This window comes from Microbulbifer maximicatervae (SeqCode), from assembly GCF_052467325.1.
This window is the reverse complement of the sequence record NZ_CP174310.1, coordinates 2,156,465-2,179,454: the sequence shown is the minus strand read 5'-3', so window position 1 is coordinate 2,179,454 and position 22,990 is coordinate 2,156,465. Positions and strand designations below refer to the sequence as shown.

Here is a 22,990-nt window from a genome sequence, read left to right as displayed (position 1 = left end):
GGAGTAGGTGAAGATAATGAGTCAAGATAATTCCACTGTCACCAGTTGTAAAAAGAGAATAGGGATGCGCTTCTTTACCCACTTGGTCGCTTTCTGTTTCCTGTTTCAGACGATGTTACCAGCTTATGCGGCAGCTTTGTCATCAGGGCAAATTCAGCAAGTTCTGGATTCCATTGCGGAAATTGAGTTTTCTACCACTAGTGGTAGCTATCAATATACGGCGGCGCCTTATATTGATACATCCGTTCAAGATGGATATTCCAACATCCAGGACTTTTATGGAAGATTACGGGATGAATATATTGAATCCTTAGGGTCGCCTACCTATGTACCTATTGGGGTAGGGGGTATCACTACAATCCTCCCAATTTATGATAACCCCAAGTTGGTAGGGGACAGCTTTGTACAGTCACGATATGTTAGAGATCAAATACAAGAGCTTCTGGGTAGGCATTTAATCGACTCTGATAGCGCCTACTTTAAAGATGAAACCAGCCAGTTAAAGACCTTGTATGACAATGCGTTTCTCTACGCGAAGTTGGCGAGCACGACAGAGATTTACGGTGATCCAATTTCGGAAAGTAAATTTGATCGCGAAAATAGCCCTTACGATATGGTTTGGCCAGAGCGCCGGGTTATCCACGGAGAAACAGTAATTGTCCCTGTTGTTTATTTGACGGAGCAAACAATTGCTGAACGACGAGTGACTGATCACAGTGTCGGTTTTAATAGTAATGTTAGCTTTAGTCGTATCAATATTCAGGATGTTGATATCAAGCTGGGCCGTGAAGCATTCCTAAATGTAGCCGGTGATTTTGTCGCCCAAAATAGCAGTGTTAGTGGCTGCGAGCTGGATATAGTAGTAGGTGGATCACTTCGTTTACTATCAAGTCAAGTTGATGCGTGTGGCAATTTAACAATCGATGCAGGAAGTCTTGAGGCTAGGACATTAGTTCATCGCTATGATTTTGGTAATGAAACGGGTGGCTTCTTTGGAGAAGTAACCACTATTTCAGCTGATGGTCATTTAGTGGTGCGTAGTGGCAGTGACATCGTTCTACAGGGAGTCACTGTATCAGCGGGTGACGAACTGACATTTGCTGCAAATGGCAATATCTATATAGGTACGGAGAACATTACCTCTAGCTTTGAGGGTAAGCAAGGTGGCTGGTATGTACAAAGATCAGGTGTAAGCTATTTACAGTCCAAGCTTACTGCCGGCGAGACTATTCGGTTAATCGCTGGTGGTCAGATTTATCTGGATGCTGCAGAGATTGTGAGCGATCGAGGGCATATTGAGCTGCTCGCTGCACTTGGTATTACGATCGAAGATGAACTTGAATCAACCCAATCTTACAAAAAGGGTAAGTTTGGTAAGCGTGAAATTGAGGAAGAAGTTTACCAAACGGTAGCAATTCGCTCTCTTCTAGATGCAGGTAAAAGTATCAAGTTGCATAGCGAATTTGGAGATATCACCCTAAAGGCGACGGATATTCAAAGTACCCTGGGAACTGAAGTTACAGCTACCGGTGGTAAAGTTAATCTCTTAATGACCACTGAGACGGATCACTATAGTTATAGTTCCGTTAAAGAGGGCTTATTCACTACAACTACAAAAAATAAAGGTCACTATATTGAGACTGGCATCCCCAATACCATTGTTGGTGGATTTGCGGTAGAAGCACTCAATGGAGTAACCGTAGAGTACGAAGGCGACCCCAACCTGTCTTTGGATGAGCAGGTTCAGGTTCTCAGCGAATTTCACGGTTTGGAGTGGATGGCGCAAGTTCGCCAGGAACTCACGGATGCTGAATGGCAGGCTATAGAATTAGCTCATGAGGAGTGGGATGAGTCAAATACATCCCTAAATGCAGCCGCTATGGCTGTTATTACTATTATTGTTGCTGTTTGTACTTATGGTGCAGGCGCAGGCATGTTAGGTGCAGGTGCTACCGCGACAGAGGCGGCAATGGCGAATGCTGCATTTACCACAATGGTAAATACTGCAACTATCGCTTCTGCAAATGCCACGGTAAACGGTGGTAGTTTTGAAGATGTCTATAAAGCCGGCTTTGAAGCTGTACTCAGTGAGGAGGGAGTAAAGTCGATAGCAACATCTGTTGTCACCGCTGGCGTGTTAGCTTCGATAGATACAGAGTTCTTCAATTTAGAAGATTCCGTCTTTTTGGAAGAGACAACAGTAATAGTTAATGGGGTACCGGATACTGTTGGTGTGCTGTCACTAACTGGTCAGGCCATTCAAGCTGTTACGCATGCTACTGTTTCTGCAGGGGTAGAGACCGCAATCAAGGGCGGAAGCTTTGAGGAACTATTTATTAGTTCGTTAGCTACTGATGCAATTAATAGTATCGGAGAAAGCTTAACTGAAAGTATTATCAGTAGCGATTTGAGCACAGCGGTCAAATATATTGCACATGCTTCTACAGGATGTCTGACAGGTGCCTTATCCTCGAGTTTAAATGATGCAGATGCAGAATCAGCCTGCCTTACATCAGCTGGTGGCAGTATTATTGAGCGGCTAGTTAGCGAAACATTTGATCCTCAAGTTGATCCTTTGGAGGCCAAACAGCAGGAGTTGGCTGACTGGTTAGAGAGAAATATTGGTGGAGAAATTTTATTACTTGATGGAATTGAGCTGCAGCAGTATTTAAGTTCAGGGGAGATTAGCCCCGCAACAATATTCTACCTTTCTGAATTTACTAATGTTCGAAACGAGTTAAGAAACTTAACGCAGCTATCTACTGATGTTTCTCGATTGACAGCGGCTCTTGGTGCCTTTATTGCTGGAGCTGGAGGTAGTGAAATACAGATTTCTGACCGAAATGTTTCCATTCAGGGATGGTCGGATTTTAATCATGGCTCATCAGAAATAAAAAATGCATTGGTTTTATATGAAGTCTTAATGCAGGAGCAAGCATTAAATACTTTATTGAAAAATAGATATGCAGCCTCAACAGCTGCAAGTCTTGGCTTGTTAGACGAATCTATTGTTAACAATCTAGCTAGCGACACAATTTCAGGCGAGCAGCTTTTATTCCTAATCGCTACCGAAGAATTTAAGAGCCTTTATGGTGAAGAGCTAGGGTATGTGGAAGGTCAGTTTGAAGGCGTAATTGATTTTCACAATTTAAGGAGAGTTGCTTTCGAAGACGGGGTGGAAGAAGCCTTAGAGATTTTTGAAGATGATTTAAATTATGCGGTTCTTAATTATAATATCGTCAATCATGAAGAAATTCTTTGGTACTTAGAGTATTATCAGACTCAATTTGAAGAAATTAAAGAGATATCAGATAAGCTTGAATATTTAAGCTTTGGTTTTATAGGTGCAGGCCTTCGATCTTCGGTGCGTGCCGTCGAAGAAACCAGTGTAGTATTAAATAGGATGCTTGACGGCTTCTTTAATTTTGTTAAGTCTCGAAATGTTAAGAAGTTGTTGGATGATCTTGATGGATTTGATGAGCTTGCTAAAAATTCTTTGCGAAATGATTTGCTTGGCAATGAAGAGTTTCTTGAGGCGCTCCAGGGTAATCCTGAACTTGTAAAAAGCTGGAAGATATTAGCTGATTCTAATTCAGGTTTGCGGACTAACCTTGAGGCACTTGAAAAGATTGATTTCCTAAGGTCTACAAAATTAACAGAGATTCAATTAAATAATATTGCTAAACTGGATGATATTAGAGCGATAGGAATTGCAGAGAACTTAATTTTAAGAACTCAGCCAAGTGTAGCACCTAATCAAATTGACTTGATTGTGATAAATACAAATAAATTGATTTCTGTTCGGCCGACCGTTATGGATGAGATATATGAAATAAGTAGGGATGCTAATGTCTTAAACCCAGATGGATTGCATAGTTTCCTCTCTGCAGCATCAAAGGAGTTGACTAAGGCCGGATGGAAGTTTGAGTTAGATATATTGAAAAGAAGGCTAAATGAGGGAAGTCAAGTTGAGTTTTCTAGAAATGTGCCTATGAATGAAGGTAATAATAAAGAGGTTGACCTTCTGGATTATACTCGAAGTGAACTTGTTGAGATGAAGGCTTATATAAGTGGGAACAAAATTACTCTTGGGAAAAAGATTGCTGAGGAGCCCGGTATGCAAATTGGCAACATTGACAACAGTATAAAGAGTCAATTTTCTGATCATGTTGGGCAGATTAGGATTGAACCAGTAGCAAATAGTGAGTGGTACTCTGCTAGTAAAGATACGCTAATCTCTAATTTAAAGTGGATTAGAAGTGATTTTCCAACTGTTAAGCCGCACATGGATAATATGACCAAGGTAGTTATCGAGAATGGAACTGGTATTCACACTATTGAGCGAGACTTGTGGCAATGAATCAAAGAAATTCTTGGACAACATTTGATAATGACGTTCTTGCTGATTTTTCTATTAACTTCAGTGCTGGAATTTCTATAGGTGAAATTTTTGATATTGTAGAATCTATTTTGATGCTGACAGAAAAGTATCAGATTTGTATTATAGATGTTGATGGCAAACCCAATGATTACATGGATTATTTGAAGTTTACTTGGGATAGCTTTGACTTTGTTTTCCCTTTCTACTTGCCTGGCTATAGAGTTTATTCTGGTGATTTTAAGTATCCGTTTACAAAAGTATCGATGTATGAGCAAGGGGAGATAGTACATAGATACGTTTCGGAAATGTGTAATAGTGGTGGTGATGCCAGTTACATAACGTGTAAAAAGGAGTTAGGCCGCGGGATGTTTGAGTATCATAATTATTTTTCAGCCTGCCCAGAAATGGTTCCACCTATCACATTGAGTATGTCAAAATTCTCAAAGGGTAAAACAAGAAATGCTCCGTGGAGTCTGATTGGCGCGGTACGCTCAGATATATGGCTTGAGAAGGTATCTCCACATGAGATTCATGGTGATGATCATGGTATGTCTATAAATGATATGTGTAATAACAGAGAACTGGCGAGATATAATGCTCCAAGATTAAAGGGGTTCTTGCGGGAATTAAAAGATTTATCCAGTAAAAATAATGGGGAGTGGTTTTTTGAAAGTGAATTTGAAGGTGCAAATGTTCTTATGAGTTGAGTTTAAAGGTTTTCCTGGGGAAGTGTTGGTTGAGCCTGGTGAGTAATTCCATGTTAACTACAACACTTCCTTTAATTCAGGCTAAATTTGCCACATTCTCCTGAAGGGGAGGGGTTTGCTAATTTTGATGAAGGTGTCTAACCCTAAAAGTAAAGCCAAAGATAAATCCCATGATTCAAACTAATGATTGTATTATTAAACACAAGGCCGGATTACTAAATCTGGCATAGGAACTCTAGTATATCTATATTCAAAGCTTGTAAGATGGTTGGTGTATCGGGCAAAACCCTTTGGGATCTTATCCTCCAATCCTGTCTCAACCCAATTAATCTTGAGTTTGTTTTCTAATTTTGACTGGGCCCCTACCTATGTAAAGGCGGGCAAAAGGCATACAAACAAAGTTATCATATGCTCTCATATGTAAAATTTCTTGCTTGATTTTGGTGTTAATTTATTCAATATACTTTAAGCTCTTAGTTTTTATAGGTTTTAAGAGTGAAGCCTTAGTTCGAGATGTATTCCTAAGGGCAGTATACCCAAACCCTGTACTGAGTGCGCTTGAGCTTAAACGTGATGGGTTCAACGATGAAAGGTTAATTTATGTGGAATTTGGTCAGTCTGTCTGGGTTGAAAGAAAGCACTAAAAAACAATTACCTGTTCAGGGACTCTTTAAAAAGGGCGGAAAGTCACCCATTTGAATCAATCTGTTGCTTTAGCATTACGCGCTATTCATTCGAAACTCGTATGGAGATAAGTTCAGGCCTTGAATTAAAGTGCTCGTCCTCAATATCTAAATTTACGGGTTTTTAGCCATTTGGGCACCTATGCTAATGACAATGTTTCATTATTTAAGTTATTTTTATTAAGTCGAATAGCTATACTTGTTGTCCATTCACAGTGGGGGGCTATACAGCTATGGGTAATAACCCAACTGAATCCAATTGCCAGTCCGGTCAGTTCCGTCAAATTAATGTTAAGTTTATTATCATTATCGGATGTGGCCTCTGCGTATGTTAAGGTGGGTAATATGCAGGTGAATACTATTTATAGTTTTTTCATCTTTTATCTTGAACGCGATCGAGAACTGCGAAGGGAGAGGGGCATGCCAGATAACTTTACTTTTAAAGTGGTTGCTATTTCTGAATTTAATAAAAAGTTCTAGAAAGAATATTTTCTAGGTAATACCTTAGCCTTAAAGATCTTTTCTATCCCTCGATCATAGCCTGGATTAACAACACTACCGTGATTCTCGTTATCAAATACACGTTGTCTTAAGGTAAGGCTATTGTAGTTACGGGATTTCAGTCTTTTTACTAGTTGAGAGAAGTCTTTTACTGCACAAACTGAGTCGATTTCACTACAAGTCTCCTCACCACCAATAAATAAATACACACTTTTTCCTAAATCGGCATTGCGTTCTGCATAGGCCAATTCACTATCTAAAATTTGCTTATCGGCCCACCAAATACTGGGGCTTCCAATGACATATCGGTCAAAGCTATTGGTGTGGTTAAAAAGTGCATGGAGAGCCAGAAGCCCACCCAGGGAATGGCCCACTAGGGTTTCGTCTTCTTCGTTACCTTTAAAATTATTATTGATAAAGGGTTTGAGTTCCTCTTCGATAAACTCAAGAAAGTGATCTGCGCCGCCACCTAGTTCAGCACCTTTGATCACACCAGGTACGGGGGTGAAATCCATTACTCGCTGGGCGAAATTCGGGCTGTCAAAAGCGTGGGAGATACCTACCAGAATTACAGGGGGCATTTTGACATTGCCAAACTCATCGGGAACCTGTTCCTGAAGAAGGTTAGGGGCTGTCATAGGGAAATGCAGAAAGCCATCGGTCATATAAATGACAGGATAGCGTTCGGTGTTTTCCGGGGTGTACGAGAGAGGCAGCATTATGTCAATAACGTACTCACGCTCTAGTAAATCAGAGTAAAAGTTGTATGACAGTATCCCTGGGCGGGTGAAAGTTGTGGGTTCGGCACTGCCGGCCACTGCCAGCTGGCAACAGGCACTAAGAATACCTATCACTAATAATCTAATTATTTTCATTGCTATCCCTGAGGGGCGCTGAAACTTACCTGTTATCGCCCTGCTTACTAGAGGTATCTATATGGAAGCCTAACAGATAGATAAAGGGAATCGCTAGCTGGGGAGGGGGTTACTGCCGCAGGAATCACTCTGCATAGCAAGTTTTTGCTCAAGAATTGGTCGTGATCACAGAAATAGGGATATTGCGCGTGGGAACCACGTCCACTGAAAAGAGGATGGCAGGAAGGGGATGTCCCCTCCCTGGTTCAGGCAATGACGTTTTTAGTGTTGTATAGGTGCTGGGCCATCCGTAGGGAGCCGACTTCACCGGATCTTCCCACTAGTTTTGGTGCAACGATATACCGTTCAATATTACTTTCTGAGACTTGGGGAAAGTAACCACCGGCTAAGGCTAGGAATTTTTGTCTTACACGGTTGAATAGGTGCGACTGTATCATCACTCCACCCCCCAGTATGATCCGCTGTGGTGAGTAGCAGCTGGTAAGGTTGACACACATGGTGGCCAGATACTCCGCCTCCAGGTCCCAGGCCGGATGATGTTGTTCGAGGTGTTGGCCACGCAGTCCCCAACGCTCCTCTATCGCAGGACCTGAGGCCAGTCCTTCAAGGCAGTTGTTATGAAATGGGCAGTTGCCTTTAAAAGAATCCTTTTGGCTGTCTCTAGGCATCAACATATGCCCAATTTCCGGGTGCATAGATCCATTGATCAGCTGCCCGTCGATCATAATGCCGGCGCCGATGCCGGTACCGATGGTGACGTAGACAAAGTTCTTTACATCTGTAGCGGCGCCGCAGAGGTGCTCTCCAAGGGCGGCGCCATTAACATCTGTATCGAAAGCAACTGGTACCGACAGGGCTTGGCTGAAGTAGCCAGCCATATTGGTATTGGACCAGCCAGCTTTAGGTGTTTGGGTGATATAGCCATAGTAGGCGGATTCTGGGTCCAGGTTTACCGGGCCAAAGCTGGCTATGCCCAGCGCAGAAACAGTGCCGTGGCGCTGACTGCTTTCGTGAAAAAACTGAGCGACCTTGGATAGCGTATGTTCTGGGTCGGTGGTTGGGAAGCTGGCTCGCTCACGGATGTCATTAATCCCAGCGGCTACCACACAGTTAAATTTGGTACCACCGGCTTCAATTCCGCCGAGCAAGGTATCTACCGCATTGCCTTGCATTTCCATCCTAATCCGCTCCCCGGGTTACATAAGTTATTCGTATTATCAGTTGATGGTTGCTGAACTTACACCACTGATAGTTTATAGCTGGTTATATTGTTTCTGAAAGAAAAAAACCGAGCGCCGGTGGGGGCCAGACGCTCGGGGTTTGCAAAGCTATGGGCAGAACTGCAAACCACTTACTAGAGTAGGGAAGAACAACGATCAAAAAGCGTAATTGAAACTGACGCTGGTGGAGCGGCCACTGATAGCCCGTCCGCGTACTATGTCTCCAACTTCTGCGTAAGACTCTTCAACTTCGGTAACAACAAATTCATCGGTGAGGTTGTTTATATTAAAGGAAACGGTAAGGTCTTCTGTCAGGTAATAAGAACCAAACAGATTGACCAGGACATAACCTTCCTGTTTCAACTGGTTGGAGTCAGAAACAAAATATTCTGTAGACCCTTGGAGGCTTGCACCAAATGTAAAGTCATCACCAAAGTTATATTGCGGTGTAATCGTGTAAATGAAATCAGCTTGACGGCGCGGCGTATTTCCTACGACAGAACTGTCGTTGGCATCTTTTGAAATTTCGGCGTCGGTCCAGGTGAGGTTTCCATTTACGGAAAAGTCTCCATAACTGTAGGCTGCTTCCAGCTCGATTCCTTGGGCTTCATACTCGCGTACAAACGTTAAGCCGCTAGTGATTTCTGCATTGGTCTCTTCAGTGACCGTATTGAAGTAAGTTGCAAAGAAATCCAGATCGCCGGTTGAGAGTTTGTATCCAATTTCCAGCTGGTCCACAGAGTCGAAACCATCGGTGGTGTCAGTTAGGCTTCCGTCACTGTTGAGGGCGCCACTAATTTGTAGAAGCCGATCGGCAATTGCTCGACCGCCCTCGCTGTAGCGGGCAAAAATAGCCATGCTGTCGTTGAGAATATAATTCCCACCGAGAGAGAAAGAGGTGTTGTCTGCATCGTAGTCAACGAGCTGGGTGGATCCATTGGCCATTGTGATGACGCCGCCGGTGAATCCAAAGGCATCGGAAGCGCTAGCACTTTCCACGTCGCTGATAATACCATCACCATTCAGATCGTAGTCTGTATCACCACCGCAGCAGCTGGAAACCAGGGAGCCTTTGGCATTGACCATATCGTGGCGGGCACTGACATCAAAGGTAAAGTTGCCGATGTCGATCGCCACATTCATATAGGGTGCATAAGTTTCATATTCCAGGTCCCAGGCCCAGGAAAGAAAGCTTGCAGACCAGACCCCATCATCTACCAGTACATCTCCGTTTGCATTGGCAGTTATGGTGAGGTTTTCAGAATTGCTGCCGTCAACAGTTTGAATTAGGGCATTCCAACTGTTCCAGCTGGTTTTGATATTTTGGTTGGAGTAATAGAATCCACCGGAAACAACAATATTATCGCCAATTAATTTATCGACTTTAAAGTCGTTAACTATCAGACCCAAATCGTGTATTTCTGTATCAAAGAGCAGGTCGACATAGGCGAGGCCTTCGGCTTCTTCACCATTGGCATAAGTCACCGTTGTGCCGGCGCTACAGTCTATGGCCTCTCCGTTACTGCCTACGGCATTTGCACAAATGGTATCAGCCATATCCTGTGTGGATTGTGGTCCGTAATCGCCGAAAGTATCGGTAAAGGGGGAAATAAAGCTGCCGCTAACATCAGAAATTCTAAATTTGTCGGTAACAGTCCAGCCATCATTAAATTCGAATTTGGTTTCAAAGCCATAGGCTTCCACCAGTGATTCGATACCGTCGGATAAGTCGCGGGTTACCGGATTGCCGTAGGCATCAAAAGTGGAAATGTATCGATAATTATCGGAATGCAGGGTTTGGCTGCTGGCATCGAAGTTGGCAACCGTGCCGAATTCACCATCGCCTTTATAGGTTACAGGGCCAGGAAGATAAGTTGTTACCCGGTCATCGAGATGTTTGTAATAGAGGCGGACATAACCGTTATCAAATTCTTTGGTGAGGTTGGCCTTGAGTTGGCCGCCGGAATCCCCATCAAAGCCGGTCTCGCGGATGCCTTCCCCCTCTCTTAAAAATCCGCCGACATAGAATCGCAAAGAATCATTCAAGTGGTGGCCATAGCCAAAGTCCAGGCGGGATTCATCGTAGTCCGCACCAAACGAAAGTCCTACATTACCACCTTCTTCTTCGCCGGTATTGCTGATCATATTGATCACACCGCCAGGGGAATTGCTGGCAAAGGTGGAGGCAGAGCCGCCGCGTACGCTTTCTATACGTGCGAGAGAGGAGTCGGTGCGAACAAAGTTGTCAGTGTTACCGAAATTAATATCGCCGTATTCTAATACAGGCAATCCGTCTTCCTGGATTTGCATATATTTGGAGCCGCCAGTTGCCAGGGGAATACCTCTAACGGTGATATTTGCATTGCCGCCGCCACCGGAGGATTCCGCCCGAATACCGGGTAAGCTGCGGAACAGCTCTGCGGTAGAGCGCGGGGCGTACTTCGCCATTTCCTCAGTGTCCAGTGCGCTAACGGATACGCTGGATTCCATCTTGGTAACCGGTCGGGCGGTTGCGGTAACCATCACCTCTTCAATTTCCGGCATTTCCACAGCTGTTGCCGGTACCGCAACGCTGGAGGCCATGGCAACTGCCAGGGCTATGGAGTGTGGTTTAAAGTGTTTCTGTGTCTCTGAACCTGCTTGGAAGCCCTCTGCAATCACGGCGCTCTCCTCAATCATCTCTTATGGTTATTAGATTTTTCACGGCCCGTTCTCTGCGGGCTCGAGACTCTCTTCCTGTTACCGCATGGGTGGGACCTCTCCCCGCGAACACATTTATTAAATCACTGTGATTTAATAAAGGCAATACGAAAATTTGCGGAATTTATGCATTGGAATTAGCAAATAAATAAGTAGACCAAAGAGAAGTAGTGATTTTTGCGGTATCTATCTTTGCTTTTGGTGACAGCGCTGCTTGTCTTTCTAAGTAACACTGGTTGCGGGAGAAGGGGATACGGGGCAGTAGATGCTTCCGGTGAGCATCTACCTAAGGATTTTTTTGCGATTCCTGCCTACTAGTCTTTGGCCAATTCCAGTTGTCCATCGTCCATAAACTCGATGCGTTTGGGGTCGCAGATACCGCCGATAAAGTTGCCCTCGGCATCGTCCCGATTAAAAGCCAGCAGATACCAATGTTGGTCCGGCCCCTGAATGATCCGGCCAGAATAGAGTGATCCCTGCTGGTCTGCGCCGATAAAGCCATCTCCAAGTACTTCGTATGGGCCATTCAAATCATCGGCGACAAAATATTTTGTGCCAGTCAGTGGTGTACCCTGCATGGATTGTCGATGGGCAGCGCTGTGGAACTTTGTCGATACTGAGCAGAATAAGTAGTAGCGGCCATGGATATATTCAATTTGCGGTACTTCCATTTCACCATACCAGCCGGGAGCCAGTACAGGTTGCCCCACTTTCCAGTGAATTAAGTCTGTTGAACAGGCATAGCCAACTGCGCCACGCCCATCAGGGCTGCCCTGGTTACAGCGCGCAGTGAGATACATATGGTAGAGATTCTGCGAGGGGTCTTTAACGATCCATGGGTCACGCCAGGATGCATCGTGCCAATATTCAAGGTTCAGGCCATCGTAGAAATTGGGATCTAATTCCACCAGGGGGTTGTTGGGGTGTTTTTCCCAGTGTAATAAGTCCTTGGAGGTTGCCAGGCAGACCCGCTGAATCAGGCCTTTCTCCGAATATTTAGTACCGGTATAAAACATATACCAGGTATCGCCTTCTCTGTGTACACAGCCGGTCCAGGTAGTGTAAGAGTCTGCAGCTTCCTCGTTGGCGGTTGCAGTTCGAGGTGAGGGTTTTAATGCATCCTGGAGTGTTGTCCAATGAATAAGGTCCGTAGAAACGGCATGACCGACAGATACATTCCAATGGCGCAGCTCAGGATCGCCCAGTGATTTATCGGCTTGAAGGTAAAATACATGGTACTGGTCGCCGTCCTGCGCGAACCAAAAATCCCATACCCATTTATTATCGAGATTAAATGCCATGATATTTACCTCATTAGTGCTGATTGGAAATTTGCCGGTGAGTTATTGCTTTGATTATTCTTAAGGAGCCCAGAGTTATTTTTATGCTTTTCTGGGGTTCCAATTAAGGCGCAATCAGGTAGATATTCTTCCTGGTATGCCGCCCTTTAATAGAACTGTTTTATCCGGTGCAAAAATTGAGTAAAAAGGCAAAATCGCACCGCCTGTGGCGATGGCATCGACTCCAATTTTTCCACTGACAATTTTGGGCGCAAATACGCCTGAAGGCGCCACCTGCTTTATCCTGCGAGAAATCATTTCGACCAGTTCGTCTAATAAAAAGCGGGGTAAATGCGCATCGACAATAATAGCCTCCAGGTCCAGTACGCTGTTTGCCGATAGAAATGCATAAACCAGCGCATCTGCACAGTCGTCCAGCCACTCCTGGATCTGAGGGCGGGCCTGGTCCATTACCGTTTCAAGTTCGGAAGTGCTGGTAATTTCGATGCCGCACTCTCGTAAATGTCTGCGCAGCCCAAATAGTGAAGCGCGATTGAGGAGTAGCTCAAATGCCCCTTGATTTTCAGGGGTACTGCTAAGTTTTGAGGGGGGCACTGGCAGGGAAGCCAGATTGCCCGCATTGCCATGGACGCCGGTTTCCAGGCTGCCATTTAATACCAGGCCTCCACCGATAAAGGTCCCGATATAAACGTAGAGAAAATTGGATATGTCCTGGCCATTGCCAAACTGCAATTCGGCAACAGCAGCAGCGGAACAGTCGTTCTCGAAGAAGACCGGCAGATGTGTGCGCTGAGCAACTTCTTCAGCAAAATTAATTTCTTTCCACTGGGCCGCTAGTTCCTCGCTCATATTGAGCTCTTCAGTCCAGGCGCCGATAAACCAGGGCATAGCGATACCAACGCCCACTAGTTTCCCTCTGTCTTTAGCGGGTAGGGTATCAGTAAGTGCCTGGAGGCCCGATTCAATTTTTGCCAATAAAAATTCGGGCTCCGGGAATTCAAACTCGTGGCAAATCTTCTTTAGTACTGTGCCACCAAAATCCATTAGTAGCAGCTCGATATTGCGCCGTCCCACCTTGATACCGACAGAGTAAGCACCAGTAGGGTTAATAACGTACATAATCGAGGGTTGGCCTTTGCCGCCCAGTCGGCGCCCCTCTCGCATTACCAGCCCTGCGCTTTCCAAATCATCGACAATCCGGGTAACCGCCTGAGCGGTGAGGTCAGTTTGGCGCGCTAGGTCGGACTTGGAGGCTGCGCCAGTTTTCCGCAGGGTCGTAAGCACCACTCGCTCGTTATAACGGCGTAAACCACTGGAATTGCTACCTTTACCCATCCGTGCCCCCTGAGATGAAACGTAATCTGATCCGGCCACCGATTGTCCGGTTCTATTGTTAAAAGTGTAACTTTAAAGCCTTTGCTTAGTCTATTGGCTTCGTTGGTACTAAGATCTGAGTTTAGCTAACTTACTGATTAATATGAGTTTTTTTGTTTTTTGGGACTTGTCTTTACTTAATTAAACCACTGTGATTTAATTTTTAACCAAGTTCAAGCAAATCATTCTAAAAATACGCTGCTAGCAGTGAACGAGGAAGTTATGCCGGTCGATTTTGGTCTCCACCCAGTCGATGCGACCATTTTGGTCGTCTATTTCGTTTTCACCATCGCCCTTGGGCTCTTCCTAAGTCGCCGCCACGATACTGCAGAGGACTACTTCCTCGCTGGGAGAAAAATGGTATGGCCCTTGATTGGCTTATCCCTGTTCGCTTCCAATATATCGAGTACCACTTTGATCGGCTTGGCCGGAGATGCTTACAGCACTGGCATAGCGGTCTTCAACTATGAGTGGATGGCGGCGGTTATCCTGGTTTTCTTTGCCGTTTTCTATCTGCCGACAATTCTTCGCTCGCGCATTTACACGATGCCGGAAATGCTTGAGCGTCGCTTTAACAGTACCGCGCGCACTTATTTTTCGGGATTGACTATTTTCCTGAATATTGTGGTTGATACTGCAGGTAGCCTCTATGCAGGGGCCCTGGTAATGAAATTGATATTTCCTGAATTACCAATCTGGACCACGATTTCAATTTTGGCGGTGATCGCGGGTATCTACACCATCTGTGGAGGTTTGGCGGCCGTTATTTATACCGACACCATTCAGGCGCTGCTGCTGATATTTGGTTCAATCCTGATCAGTATTTTTGCCCTGGATCGCGCAGGAGGTTGGGAAAATGTTGTATCCCAGGTCTCGGCGGAACAATTGAGTCTGATACGGCCCATTGGTGATTCGAGCGTACCCTGGTTGGGGCTAATTACGGGAGTCACTTTGCTGGGCTTTTATTTCTGGTGTACTAACCAATTTATGGTGCAAAGGGTACTCAGTGCAAAAGATGTTAATCACGGCCGCTGGGGAGCCTTATTTGCCGGTCTGCTCAAACTTCCCGTGCTGTTTATCATGGTTCTGCCTGGCACTATGGCGATTGTTATTTTCCCCGAGCTAGAGCGCGCAGATATGGTTTATCCCACTCTGTTATTTGAGCTGTTGCCTGTTGGTATCCTGGGGCTAGTGTTGGCAGGTTTTGTTGCTGCACTAATGTCGCAAATTGATTCCACGCTTAATTCAGCTTCCACGCTGGTGACCATGGACTTTGTGCGGAAGTTTTTTCCGGGCCTAAACCAGCACCAGTTAATGCGTGTAGGTCAGCTGGTCACCTTTATCTTTATGATACTTGCCGTACTTTGGGCACCACAAATCGAAAGTTTTGGTTCCTTATTCCAGTATCTGCAGAAGGTGCTTTCCTATGCAGTTCCCCCTGTACTGGCACTTTTCCTGATCGGATTCTTTTGGCGTGGTGCTAACTCCAAGGGAGCCATAGCTACTTTGCTGTTAGGCGCCTTGGGCGGTGTTGGCCTCTTTTTTGTCAATGAAGTCTTCGACTGGACAAACTTACATTTCCTCTATATTGCTCCAATTTTATTTGTCTTCTGTTCACTGGTATTGGTGATTGCCAGCCTGCTTTATCCAACTGAGATTAGCGAAGAAGCCAAGTCTTTCACTTGGTCTAAAAGCGATTTTGACACTGAGACCGTATCCCTAAAAGCACAGCCATTATGGCAGAACTATCGAGTTCTATCTGTGCTACTGCTTGTCGCTACTGCGTTGGTGGTGGGCTCGTTCTGGTAGCGCGAAGTCAGATTACTTCTATTTTTCACCCCACAGGATGGAAAACTTAAACAATAAAGGCAATACAGGAGGGCTGGACACGGACGAAGTTGACAAAAGGTTGTACTCAGATAGTTGTATCCGTTTAAAAGAATAATCTTATAAAGAAGGTGTTGACTATGAAGTATTTCGTCACAGCGATGTTAGGTTTATTGGCTTCTGTGCAGATTAGTGCAACAGAAAATATTTTGGATCAGTACTTCAATACATCAGATAATGGTGGGACCCTAAGGTACGATACAATATTTCAGTATGGTAAGAGTGGGAATGGTAGCGATTTCGATATGTGCGATAGCTATGTCACCACTCGAATCCCTGGAGACAAGATCACCGCTATAACCAGTTTTAGTGGTGATGAGAGAATTAAAGGTTTAAAGCTCGAATACTTATATGCAGGAGATGAGGAGGTTGGTAAAACTACTATCTCCGGGTATCGAAAGTTGCTTGGTGCTACCGAATATATTCAGGGTTGGCGCTTCTATAAAAAGCGCGATGGCAATATTTCCAGGATTCGAGTCTACTTGAAGGACATGCTGATAACTCAACCCGTGATATTACCTTTGGAGGTAATAATGGCTGGTATAAGTGGGAGGAATACCATCTAAGTATTGGAACCCGGTCAGTAGTTGGATTTGCTGGTACTGCGAGTGATAGTAAAGTTTGGAGTATTTACCCTTGCATTGCGGATCGTTTGGAATTGGTGGAATCTGGCGTAGAGATTCACTGGGATCAGATTGTGGAAACCCCCAACAATACCAGGACATTCTTTGGTGAGAGATTACTTGAGAACTCTGGCAGTATTGCCCAAAACGACAGTACAGAAGTCTGGTATACCGACGGGAAGAGTGAAACAGATACCTGGACTAATACTATGGGTATTTCGGTTACTGCTGGAGTTAGCTTGACCGAGGGTTACAAGGTCGGTGTTCCCGGCACTGTTGAAAATAGTGGCTCCATTACATTCAGTTTTTCTGAGACTTTTAGTGTTTCAACGACCGTTGGGGAAACATCGACCAAAAGCAACCAGGAAACTGTTAAAGATGCCATGCCATCTAATGTACCCGCCTATGGATTGATGATGGCGCGGATGATGGTGGAAAATAGCGAGGTTGAAGTTCCCTATACCACAAGGGTCATGAATCCCCATAATGGTGATGAGTTCGAGTTGTCAGGAGTTATCAAAGGTTCCAGCTATTCCAATGCGCGGAAGCGCTGGGATGAAGTAGGGCGGGCCTATCCGACTCGTTATGAGATATACCAGAGTTATGCTTGGGTGGTCGAGTACTATGGGTTGGAAAATGCAAGTTTGATAGATGATCCGGATATTTTCTAGATTGACATTGGTAAGAATTGACTGGCTCAAATTATAAAGAGTCAGTCAATCATATGAGATTTGGCTATTCATCCTGAAACCTGATTGAGCCTAAACGAATCCTGTCATCTTCGCATCCATAATAACTGAACCTAACAGTTTTTTGGGACATATAAGCGGAAAGTAGAAAAGACACCTTGGTGTTGTATATGGCAGAGTCGTCATTAATAAGAAAAAAGGTGCTTTTACTCAAGCAGCTCACCTCTGTCTCTGGATTGACAAATCCTCTAAGTCTGACATCTACACCATTTGAGTGTACTTTCAAGTAATATATTTGCGCCTTCTCTGTCCAAGCGGCTTCACTGATAAGTGGCAGTGTAAATGGGATACTCAAAAGTAAATATTTTAGAGACTTCATCCTTGATTCCTTGCCCATTCATAAATGGTAATTAAACCCTTGCTCTCCGTGTTGGTTAACTACATCTTGTAAAACTATAGCAAATAAAGTCGCTTGAATAGGTGGCGCTCTGCGTCGTAAAGTGCTTTTCGAAGTAAGTATAAACGCCCATTCTGGCATAAAAATTATGCTTCCAGTTTGGGCGTGAATAAATTGAGGTCAAATGAGGGATATCACGCAGTAGTAGCTTCTGGCAATTTCAGGTCACTCTTTTGAGCAGTGGCAGATATTTGAGTGCTAAATAGCTTCCGTGATAGCAAGGCAGACATAAATGCCAAGACAAATAAGGCGCTAAACACCATTCCGCCGGTAATAACCGTAGCTAGACCGCGATAGATCGCTGCGCTACTTCCGGGGTTAAGCACTAAAGGGATATTGCCAAAGATACAGGTAATTGTCGTAAGCATAATGGGGCGGACACGCAAGTTGGCAGCCATATATATCGCCTCTAATTGATTGGCACCGTTTTGCAATGATTTATGAAATTGGTTGGCTAGTAGTATTGCATTATTAACTACCAATCCCATTAAGATCACAAATCCTATCATGGTTATTACATCCAAACTTTGCGGAGTAAATAGATTTAAAACTTGTAAGCTAAGCATTCCGCCTGCGAATGATAAGGGTACAGCACAGAGTACTGCTGCTGCTAACTTTGCGGACCTTTGGGCGAAATACATTAATAAGGCCAATACTGCGATAGCTGCTGCAAAAATCTTTAGAAACTCACTGAGGAACAGGTTGAGTTCATTGGCGCTACCTCTAAACTGTGTATGAAGATCATTGTAGGAACTTTCTGATAAAAACTCTTTCACAGATTGATCAACATCCTCGACAAAAGACTTCATAGCAACGCCTTCGGGAGGAGTTAAGTTTATTGATGCACTCACTTCCTGGCCGACACGAAGTATACTGGCTGGCGCTTGAGTGATTTTGGCGTCGGTCAATTCACGTAGAGGAATAAAACCGTGATTGTTAATCAGTATTTCTGTATTTAGGAGTATCTCAAGATTTTGCGGTTCTCTTGCTTTAAAGTAAAAAGGAAGAGTATTGGTCCCCGTATAGAAGTGGCCAATATATATTCCATCGGTTAAAGCCATCAGGTGATGATTTAATTCCGATATCGTAATACCTAAACGAGCTAATTGTACTAGCTTGGGTTGAAATTCAATACGAACCGCTCTATTTTGAAGTGCGCTTCCTTCTTGAATTTGCGCGTCTGGAAACTCTAAGCGTAAATGGCCCATCAGCTCACTCCCTGCCATCTGTAGTCGAGATAGCTCTGCCCCTTTGATATCTAACTGGCTAATACGGTTATCGGGTAGGGCAAACCTTAGTAAACCACCTTGTCTGAAATGTATTCGAGTCCCAATTAGTCCAAAGAGAGCTTTTTCATTTAGCCAACTCTTTAGCTCTTCAAAATCCCAGTCCCCTTTTGTGTATAGATAGAGATTGCAATTATTTGGGTTGCAAATTATTCCATAGGTTGAAACTTGGTTCTCTATTTCTTCTCTATTGGCTGTGACTCTATTTACGACCCGTTCCCCAATTTCATTTCTTATGGTCTCTGTGGATAAAGGACTTTCAAAGTTGATATAAACAGAGAGCATATTTTGTTTAGGGTCTGGGAGGACATCAATGTCAGGGCTAGAAATGAAAGTGGCAATGAGTGCGACGGGTAATCCTAACAAAATCATAGTGGAAGCGAGCTTAGGATTGCTTGCAGAACGGATAGAAAGCTTCACCCACCATTCAAGCACCTTATTGATTTTGATACTACTGGATCCCTCCTCAGAAATTGCTGCTTTTCCAAGTAAGTGTCTGGCCAATGAGGGTAGTATTAGTAGAGCAAACAATAGTGATGCTAATAATGCGCTTGAAATTGTGAATGCCAGGTCTTGAAAAAGCTGCCCTGTTGCTGATTGCATAGCAATAATGGGCAGGAATACGATAACACTGGATATTGTAGATGAAAATAATGAGCCCGAAACTTCTTTGGTTCCCCGCGTGATACTTTCCTGAATATTTATACCCTGCTTGCGCAGTCTTTGAATGTTTTCTACGACAATAATTGCTGCATCGACCATTAGCCCGATAGAAAGTGCAATCCCTGCAAGTGAAACAACGTTCATACTTCTATTTCCAAGATACATTCCCAGAACTACCAGAGAGATACAAATGGGAATGCTTAGAAATATCAGGGTTAGAGTTCTGGGGTTACGTAAAAACCAATAAATAACCAGGCAGGCGAGTAGTGATCCCAGCAAGAGGCTTCCGTATACCAGACTGAGGGAATTCCGAATACCCGTGGAGTCATCCCGGCTTATGGCGAGCTTCATCCCCAATCGATTTAACTCTCCGTCATTTAATTCTTCTATTGTTGATTTGAGCTGGGCGATGGTTTCTAGAACATTGACATTTTCGGTAGGGCGTAGATAGAAGTATAGAGATCTATTGCCTTCAAGGGCAAAGTATAACCAATCTGAAGCTACACGCTCTTTTACCGAAGCAATATCCGAGAGTTGAATGATTTGGCTTTCTCGTGTTGCGATAGGTAACGTTGAGAGTTCCTCTAGTGGGATCTGACCCTTGAAATGAAGGGCATAATCTTTTGACCCAATTTTTAGATTTCCTCCCGAGCGATCCGTTAAGTTGTTTAGATTTTCGGTTATCTCACCAATGGTTAAAGAGTACCGAGTCATCTTTTCCGGGTCGAACTCAATATCGACCCGTTGGGCAGTGGGTGTGCCGGCTTCTTCAATGGACTGTACACCAGGAACTTTACTAAAGGCTGGCTTAACATGATTTATAAACGCGTCGATTAATTGAAGTTCGCTAGCCGGTTTCTCAGAATATAGGAAAAAGGATCCAAGCGTAGCCCCTGCGCCATTTGCAAAATTGAATACATCCGGTGTGCGAACTTGTGTTGGCCAATTGGGTACTTGGTTGATTTTGGAGAGGACCTCAATATACATTTGCTCCATATTTGCTTCCGAATGGAAGTCAATTACGGTCCAGGCCCAGCTACTATTAACATTGGTTTGCAATTCTTTTAGGTGGCTTAGGCTGGAGAGCTCCTGTTCTAGCGGAGCAATTAGTATTTGTTCTATTTCTTCTGCGGTCTTTCCAGGCCAGGAGGTTGCGAGTGCAATTTGTGGGCGGTTAATAGATGGAAGTAGGGCATTTGGCAAATTTAGTCCAGCTATAATACCTGCAATAACTAGTGCGAAACTGCAGCTTAAAACTATTGAGCTATATTTTTCAATGGAGTTCACGTGGCTGTCCTCCTGGTTGGAGAGACAGCTTGATTGGGCTCCAACCCTTCGTGGCCTTTCACCACCAATAGATCTCCTGGTTTGATCGTTGAACGTACAATAAAGTGATTTTGAAGAGTATCTATTATTTGTATGTCTTTACTAACAATTCTTTTATCGCTATTCACAGCCCAAACTTTATATTGGTGGCCTTCGAGTAGTACTGCATCACTTGGAATCTTGGTGATAAGCTCTTGTTGGCTCATGCTCGAGAGAGAAGTCAATACTGTCATCTCAAAACGCTGTCCAACCAATAAGGACTGAAATTTCTCTCTACTCGCTTCAAAATAGAGGTTTAGGTTCTGTGTTTCCGGGTGAACTGTATAGCTGATATTTCTAAGCGCAATATCTTGTCCTTCCAGCTTAAAACTGCTATTTCGCTCTATGTCATTTTTATCTAAATGCTCTTCAGGGATGCTGCATTCAACTTGGGCCGTCGTAATGGGAAGCAGCTGCATGATTTTTTGTCCCGGATTAAGTCGTTCCCCAGGGTTGGCTTCTATACTTAATACCTGGCTATCGGCTTGTGCAAAATGCTTCAGTTTTTTTAATCGGTACTCAGCTATTTTTAGCTGTTCCTCAAGTCTTTGCTTGGTTAATCTGTGGGTATCTACATCTAGTTTAAGATTGTTTAGGTGCGATGGGGATACCATATCGGATACTCGAAGCTTTACTAGTCGGCCCAGCTCTTCTTCGGCGTAATTAAGGTGGATTTTTGTAGTCTCTATATCTGTGCGGATTATTTCAATTTCTTGATTCAGGTAAAAGTCATCTTGCTTTGCCGCCAGTTCGCCTGCTCTGATAATGGAACCTGTTGGTTTTACGTGTGTAAGCTCTGCCTCAGCGTGGCTTGATATTTGGTGTAAAGGGGGCATAGCCACTGAACAATAGATATTTGTACTAATAAATTGATTCCAGGAGTCTACCGGTTCAACTAGAACAGGAATTCTATCCATGGCAAATAGTTTTGAGCTAGACAAAAGTATTGTTAGGGAGAGTTTAATAGTAACCATATATTTAGAAATGATATTTTTCATCCTAAGGCCCTGAATAAAATTATTTTCATATCTCAAGGTGTTGCGCAATTTTCCGGTTAGAATATATGCGATCCGTTGCTGCCTGAAAGCCTATGTCTGCCATTAAGATATATTTGAGATGCTTTATACACAATTCGTGTTCGATAATATGAGAATCAGAAGGGATGAATGGTTTTCTTTAAATTAAGTGGTTGAATCAGAACGATTAGTTTCAATTTAGGAGATGTATATTTTTAATATTGATTTAGGTTTGCTGGGGTTATATTGAAGGTATGATTTGAGGTTTTGATAGCTTAATTGCACATTGGTTCCAATTGGGGGGGTGGTGTCCACTTCGGATATTGTTACAATTGCTGGCTTTACATTGAGGAGATTTGATTATGGGTTTTAAGAATATTTGGATGGTGGGTGGTCTACTTCCAGTATTGCTGTTTTCTTCTGCGAACTCTGCATCAAGTAGTATTTATTGTGTGGGTAAAGTTGAAGATTGGGATGTTACTAAGGCAGGCTATTTTTACGTGGATGGCGATTGGAATAGCTCTGATGAATCACAGCGAATGTGTAATGTCACAGCGGAGTATGACGGGGTTAGCGTTGAGGTTTGCAACGTTTGGGTTTCTGCGATAATGGCTGCTACCGTTGCACAGAAAACAGTAAAGGTTAAATATTTAGATGTAAATAGTTGCAGTGCCGATGATCTGGGTACCTGGTCAGATACCGTTGCGACGCCAGAATATATTCGTTCTTACAAATAAGTAGGTAGTATTTGAGCGGGGGGTTGTAGGCAAGCCCCTCTAATTTGAGCCCTAATAATTAATTAGGGCTCAAATTTCTTAAATTGGGCTCTGGGGTTACTAGTCAAGGATATCAATAGATGTGGCTGATTCGCAATCGCTGGTGTCATCTGCCCAAACATCTATTTTGCTATTAGAGACCAATGCAGCGGTTAATGCTGAGTAAGCTCTGTTCATTGCATCAATATTGCCATCACCATTAATAAGGGCTGAATCGAACTTGATTCGTGAGTCCGCACAAGTGCCTGTCCCACCAGAGACATTGAATCCAAAGCTGCTTGCCCCACCTGATGAAACTTTGGTTACAGTAGCACCCTGGACGATAAACCCAGAGTCGGCGATTGTTGTTGCAGGTACAAGTAACAATAAAAGGCTAGGCACAATTTTTTTTAACTTCATGGTTTCTCCGGTAGGTATCTCGGGGTGGTTATATCGTGTGAGTTTTGGATCTACTGAGCTTTTAAGGATATAAAAAAACACCTATAA

At 43.9% G+C, this 22,990-nt stretch carries 14 protein-coding genes; 6 read left to right on the top strand and 8 right to left on the bottom strand.

The window, feature by feature from the left end; genetic code table 11:
• Positions 1 to 16: 16 nt before the first annotated feature.
• Both ACJJIE_RS09855 and ACJJIE_RS09850 read left to right on the top strand, forming a co-directional pair.
• On the top strand, positions 17 to 4,360 hold the full coding sequence (locus tag ACJJIE_RS09855; protein ID WP_444894474.1) for a DUF637 domain-containing protein: 4,344 nt from the start codon (positions 17 to 19) through the stop codon (positions 4,358 to 4,360).
• Entirely contained in the window at positions 4,357 to 5,088 is a 732-nt protein-coding gene (locus ACJJIE_RS09850) for a hypothetical protein (RefSeq protein ID WP_444894473.1), read from the top strand. Before ACJJIE_RS09855 ends, ACJJIE_RS09850 begins: the two co-directional genes overlap by 4 nt.
• Positions 5,089 to 6,247: 1,159 nt before the next feature.
• Here ACJJIE_RS09850 and ACJJIE_RS09845 read toward each other — a convergent pair.
• The 5 genes from ACJJIE_RS09845 to ACJJIE_RS09825 form a co-directional block, all read right to left on the bottom strand.
• The gene (locus ACJJIE_RS09845) at positions 6,248 to 7,147 is read right to left on the bottom strand and encodes an alpha/beta hydrolase (RefSeq protein WP_444894472.1); all 900 of its coding nucleotides are present in this window, start codon (positions 7,145 to 7,147) and stop codon (positions 6,248 to 6,250) included.
• Positions 7,148 to 7,392: 245 nt separating this feature from the next.
• Positions 7,393 to 8,325 (bottom strand): ROK family protein, encoded by a 933-nt coding sequence (locus ACJJIE_RS09840; protein WP_444894471.1) that lies wholly within the window; start codon positions 8,323 to 8,325, stop codon positions 7,393 to 7,395.
• 198 nt (positions 8,326 to 8,523) lie between these two features.
• Complete coding sequence (locus ACJJIE_RS09835; protein ID WP_444894470.1) at positions 8,524 to 11,028, bottom strand: TonB-dependent receptor; 2,505 nt, start codon at positions 11,026 to 11,028, stop codon at positions 8,524 to 8,526.
• Between the two features lie 353 nt (positions 11,029 to 11,381).
• Positions 11,382 to 12,368: a glycoside hydrolase family protein gene (locus tag ACJJIE_RS09830; protein ID WP_444894469.1), complete on the bottom strand. Its 987-nt coding sequence runs from the start codon at positions 12,366 to 12,368 to the stop codon at positions 11,382 to 11,384.
• 114 nt (positions 12,369 to 12,482) lie between these two features.
• On the bottom strand, positions 12,483 to 13,703 hold the full coding sequence (locus ACJJIE_RS09825) for an ROK family transcriptional regulator (RefSeq protein ID WP_444894468.1): 1,221 nt from the start codon (positions 13,701 to 13,703) through the stop codon (positions 12,483 to 12,485).
• A gap of 246 nt (positions 13,704 to 13,949) precedes the next feature.
• Between ACJJIE_RS09825 and ACJJIE_RS09820 the strand changes: the two genes are divergently transcribed.
• From ACJJIE_RS09820 to ACJJIE_RS09810, 3 genes are all read left to right on the top strand, one after another.
• On the top strand, positions 13,950 to 15,551 hold the full coding sequence (locus ACJJIE_RS09820) for a sodium:solute symporter (RefSeq protein WP_444894467.1): 1,602 nt from the start codon (positions 13,950 to 13,952) through the stop codon (positions 15,549 to 15,551).
• 158 nt (positions 15,552 to 15,709) lie between these two features.
• Positions 15,710 to 16,195 carry a hypothetical protein gene (locus ACJJIE_RS09815; protein WP_444894466.1) on the top strand — a complete coding sequence of 162 codons (486 nt, stop codon included), beginning with the start codon at positions 15,710 to 15,712 and terminating at the stop codon, positions 16,193 to 16,195.
• A 95-nt stretch (positions 16,196 to 16,290) separates the two neighbouring features.
• A complete protein-coding gene (locus tag ACJJIE_RS09810; protein WP_444894465.1) occupies positions 16,291 to 16,923 on the top strand; it encodes an aerolysin family beta-barrel pore-forming toxin in 633 nt (210 codons plus the stop codon).
• Positions 16,924 to 17,532: 609 nt separating this feature from the next.
• On the opposite strand, the gene ACJJIE_RS09805 is transcribed toward ACJJIE_RS09810, so the two are convergent.
• Both ACJJIE_RS09805 and ACJJIE_RS09800 read right to left on the bottom strand, forming a co-directional pair.
• On the bottom strand, positions 17,533 to 20,634 hold the full coding sequence (locus ACJJIE_RS09805) for an efflux RND transporter permease subunit (protein ID WP_444894464.1): 3,102 nt from the start codon (positions 20,632 to 20,634) through the stop codon (positions 17,533 to 17,535).
• A complete protein-coding gene (locus ACJJIE_RS09800) occupies positions 20,631 to 21,710 on the bottom strand; it encodes an efflux RND transporter periplasmic adaptor subunit (RefSeq protein WP_282933608.1) in 1,080 nt (359 codons plus the stop codon). The genes ACJJIE_RS09805 and ACJJIE_RS09800 overlap by 4 nt, the downstream gene beginning before the upstream one ends.
• 380 nt (positions 21,711 to 22,090) lie before the next feature.
• Between ACJJIE_RS09800 and ACJJIE_RS09795 the strand changes: the two genes are divergently transcribed.
• A complete protein-coding gene (locus ACJJIE_RS09795; protein WP_282933607.1) occupies positions 22,091 to 22,465 on the top strand; it encodes a hypothetical protein in 375 nt (124 codons plus the stop codon).
• 99 nt (positions 22,466 to 22,564) lie between these two features.
• Here the strand turns inward: ACJJIE_RS09795 and ACJJIE_RS09790 are convergent, their stop codons facing one another.
• Entirely contained in the window at positions 22,565 to 22,903 is a 339-nt protein-coding gene (locus tag ACJJIE_RS09790) for a DUF5992 family protein (protein WP_444894463.1), read from the bottom strand.
• Positions 22,904 to 22,990 lie beyond the last annotated feature (87 nt).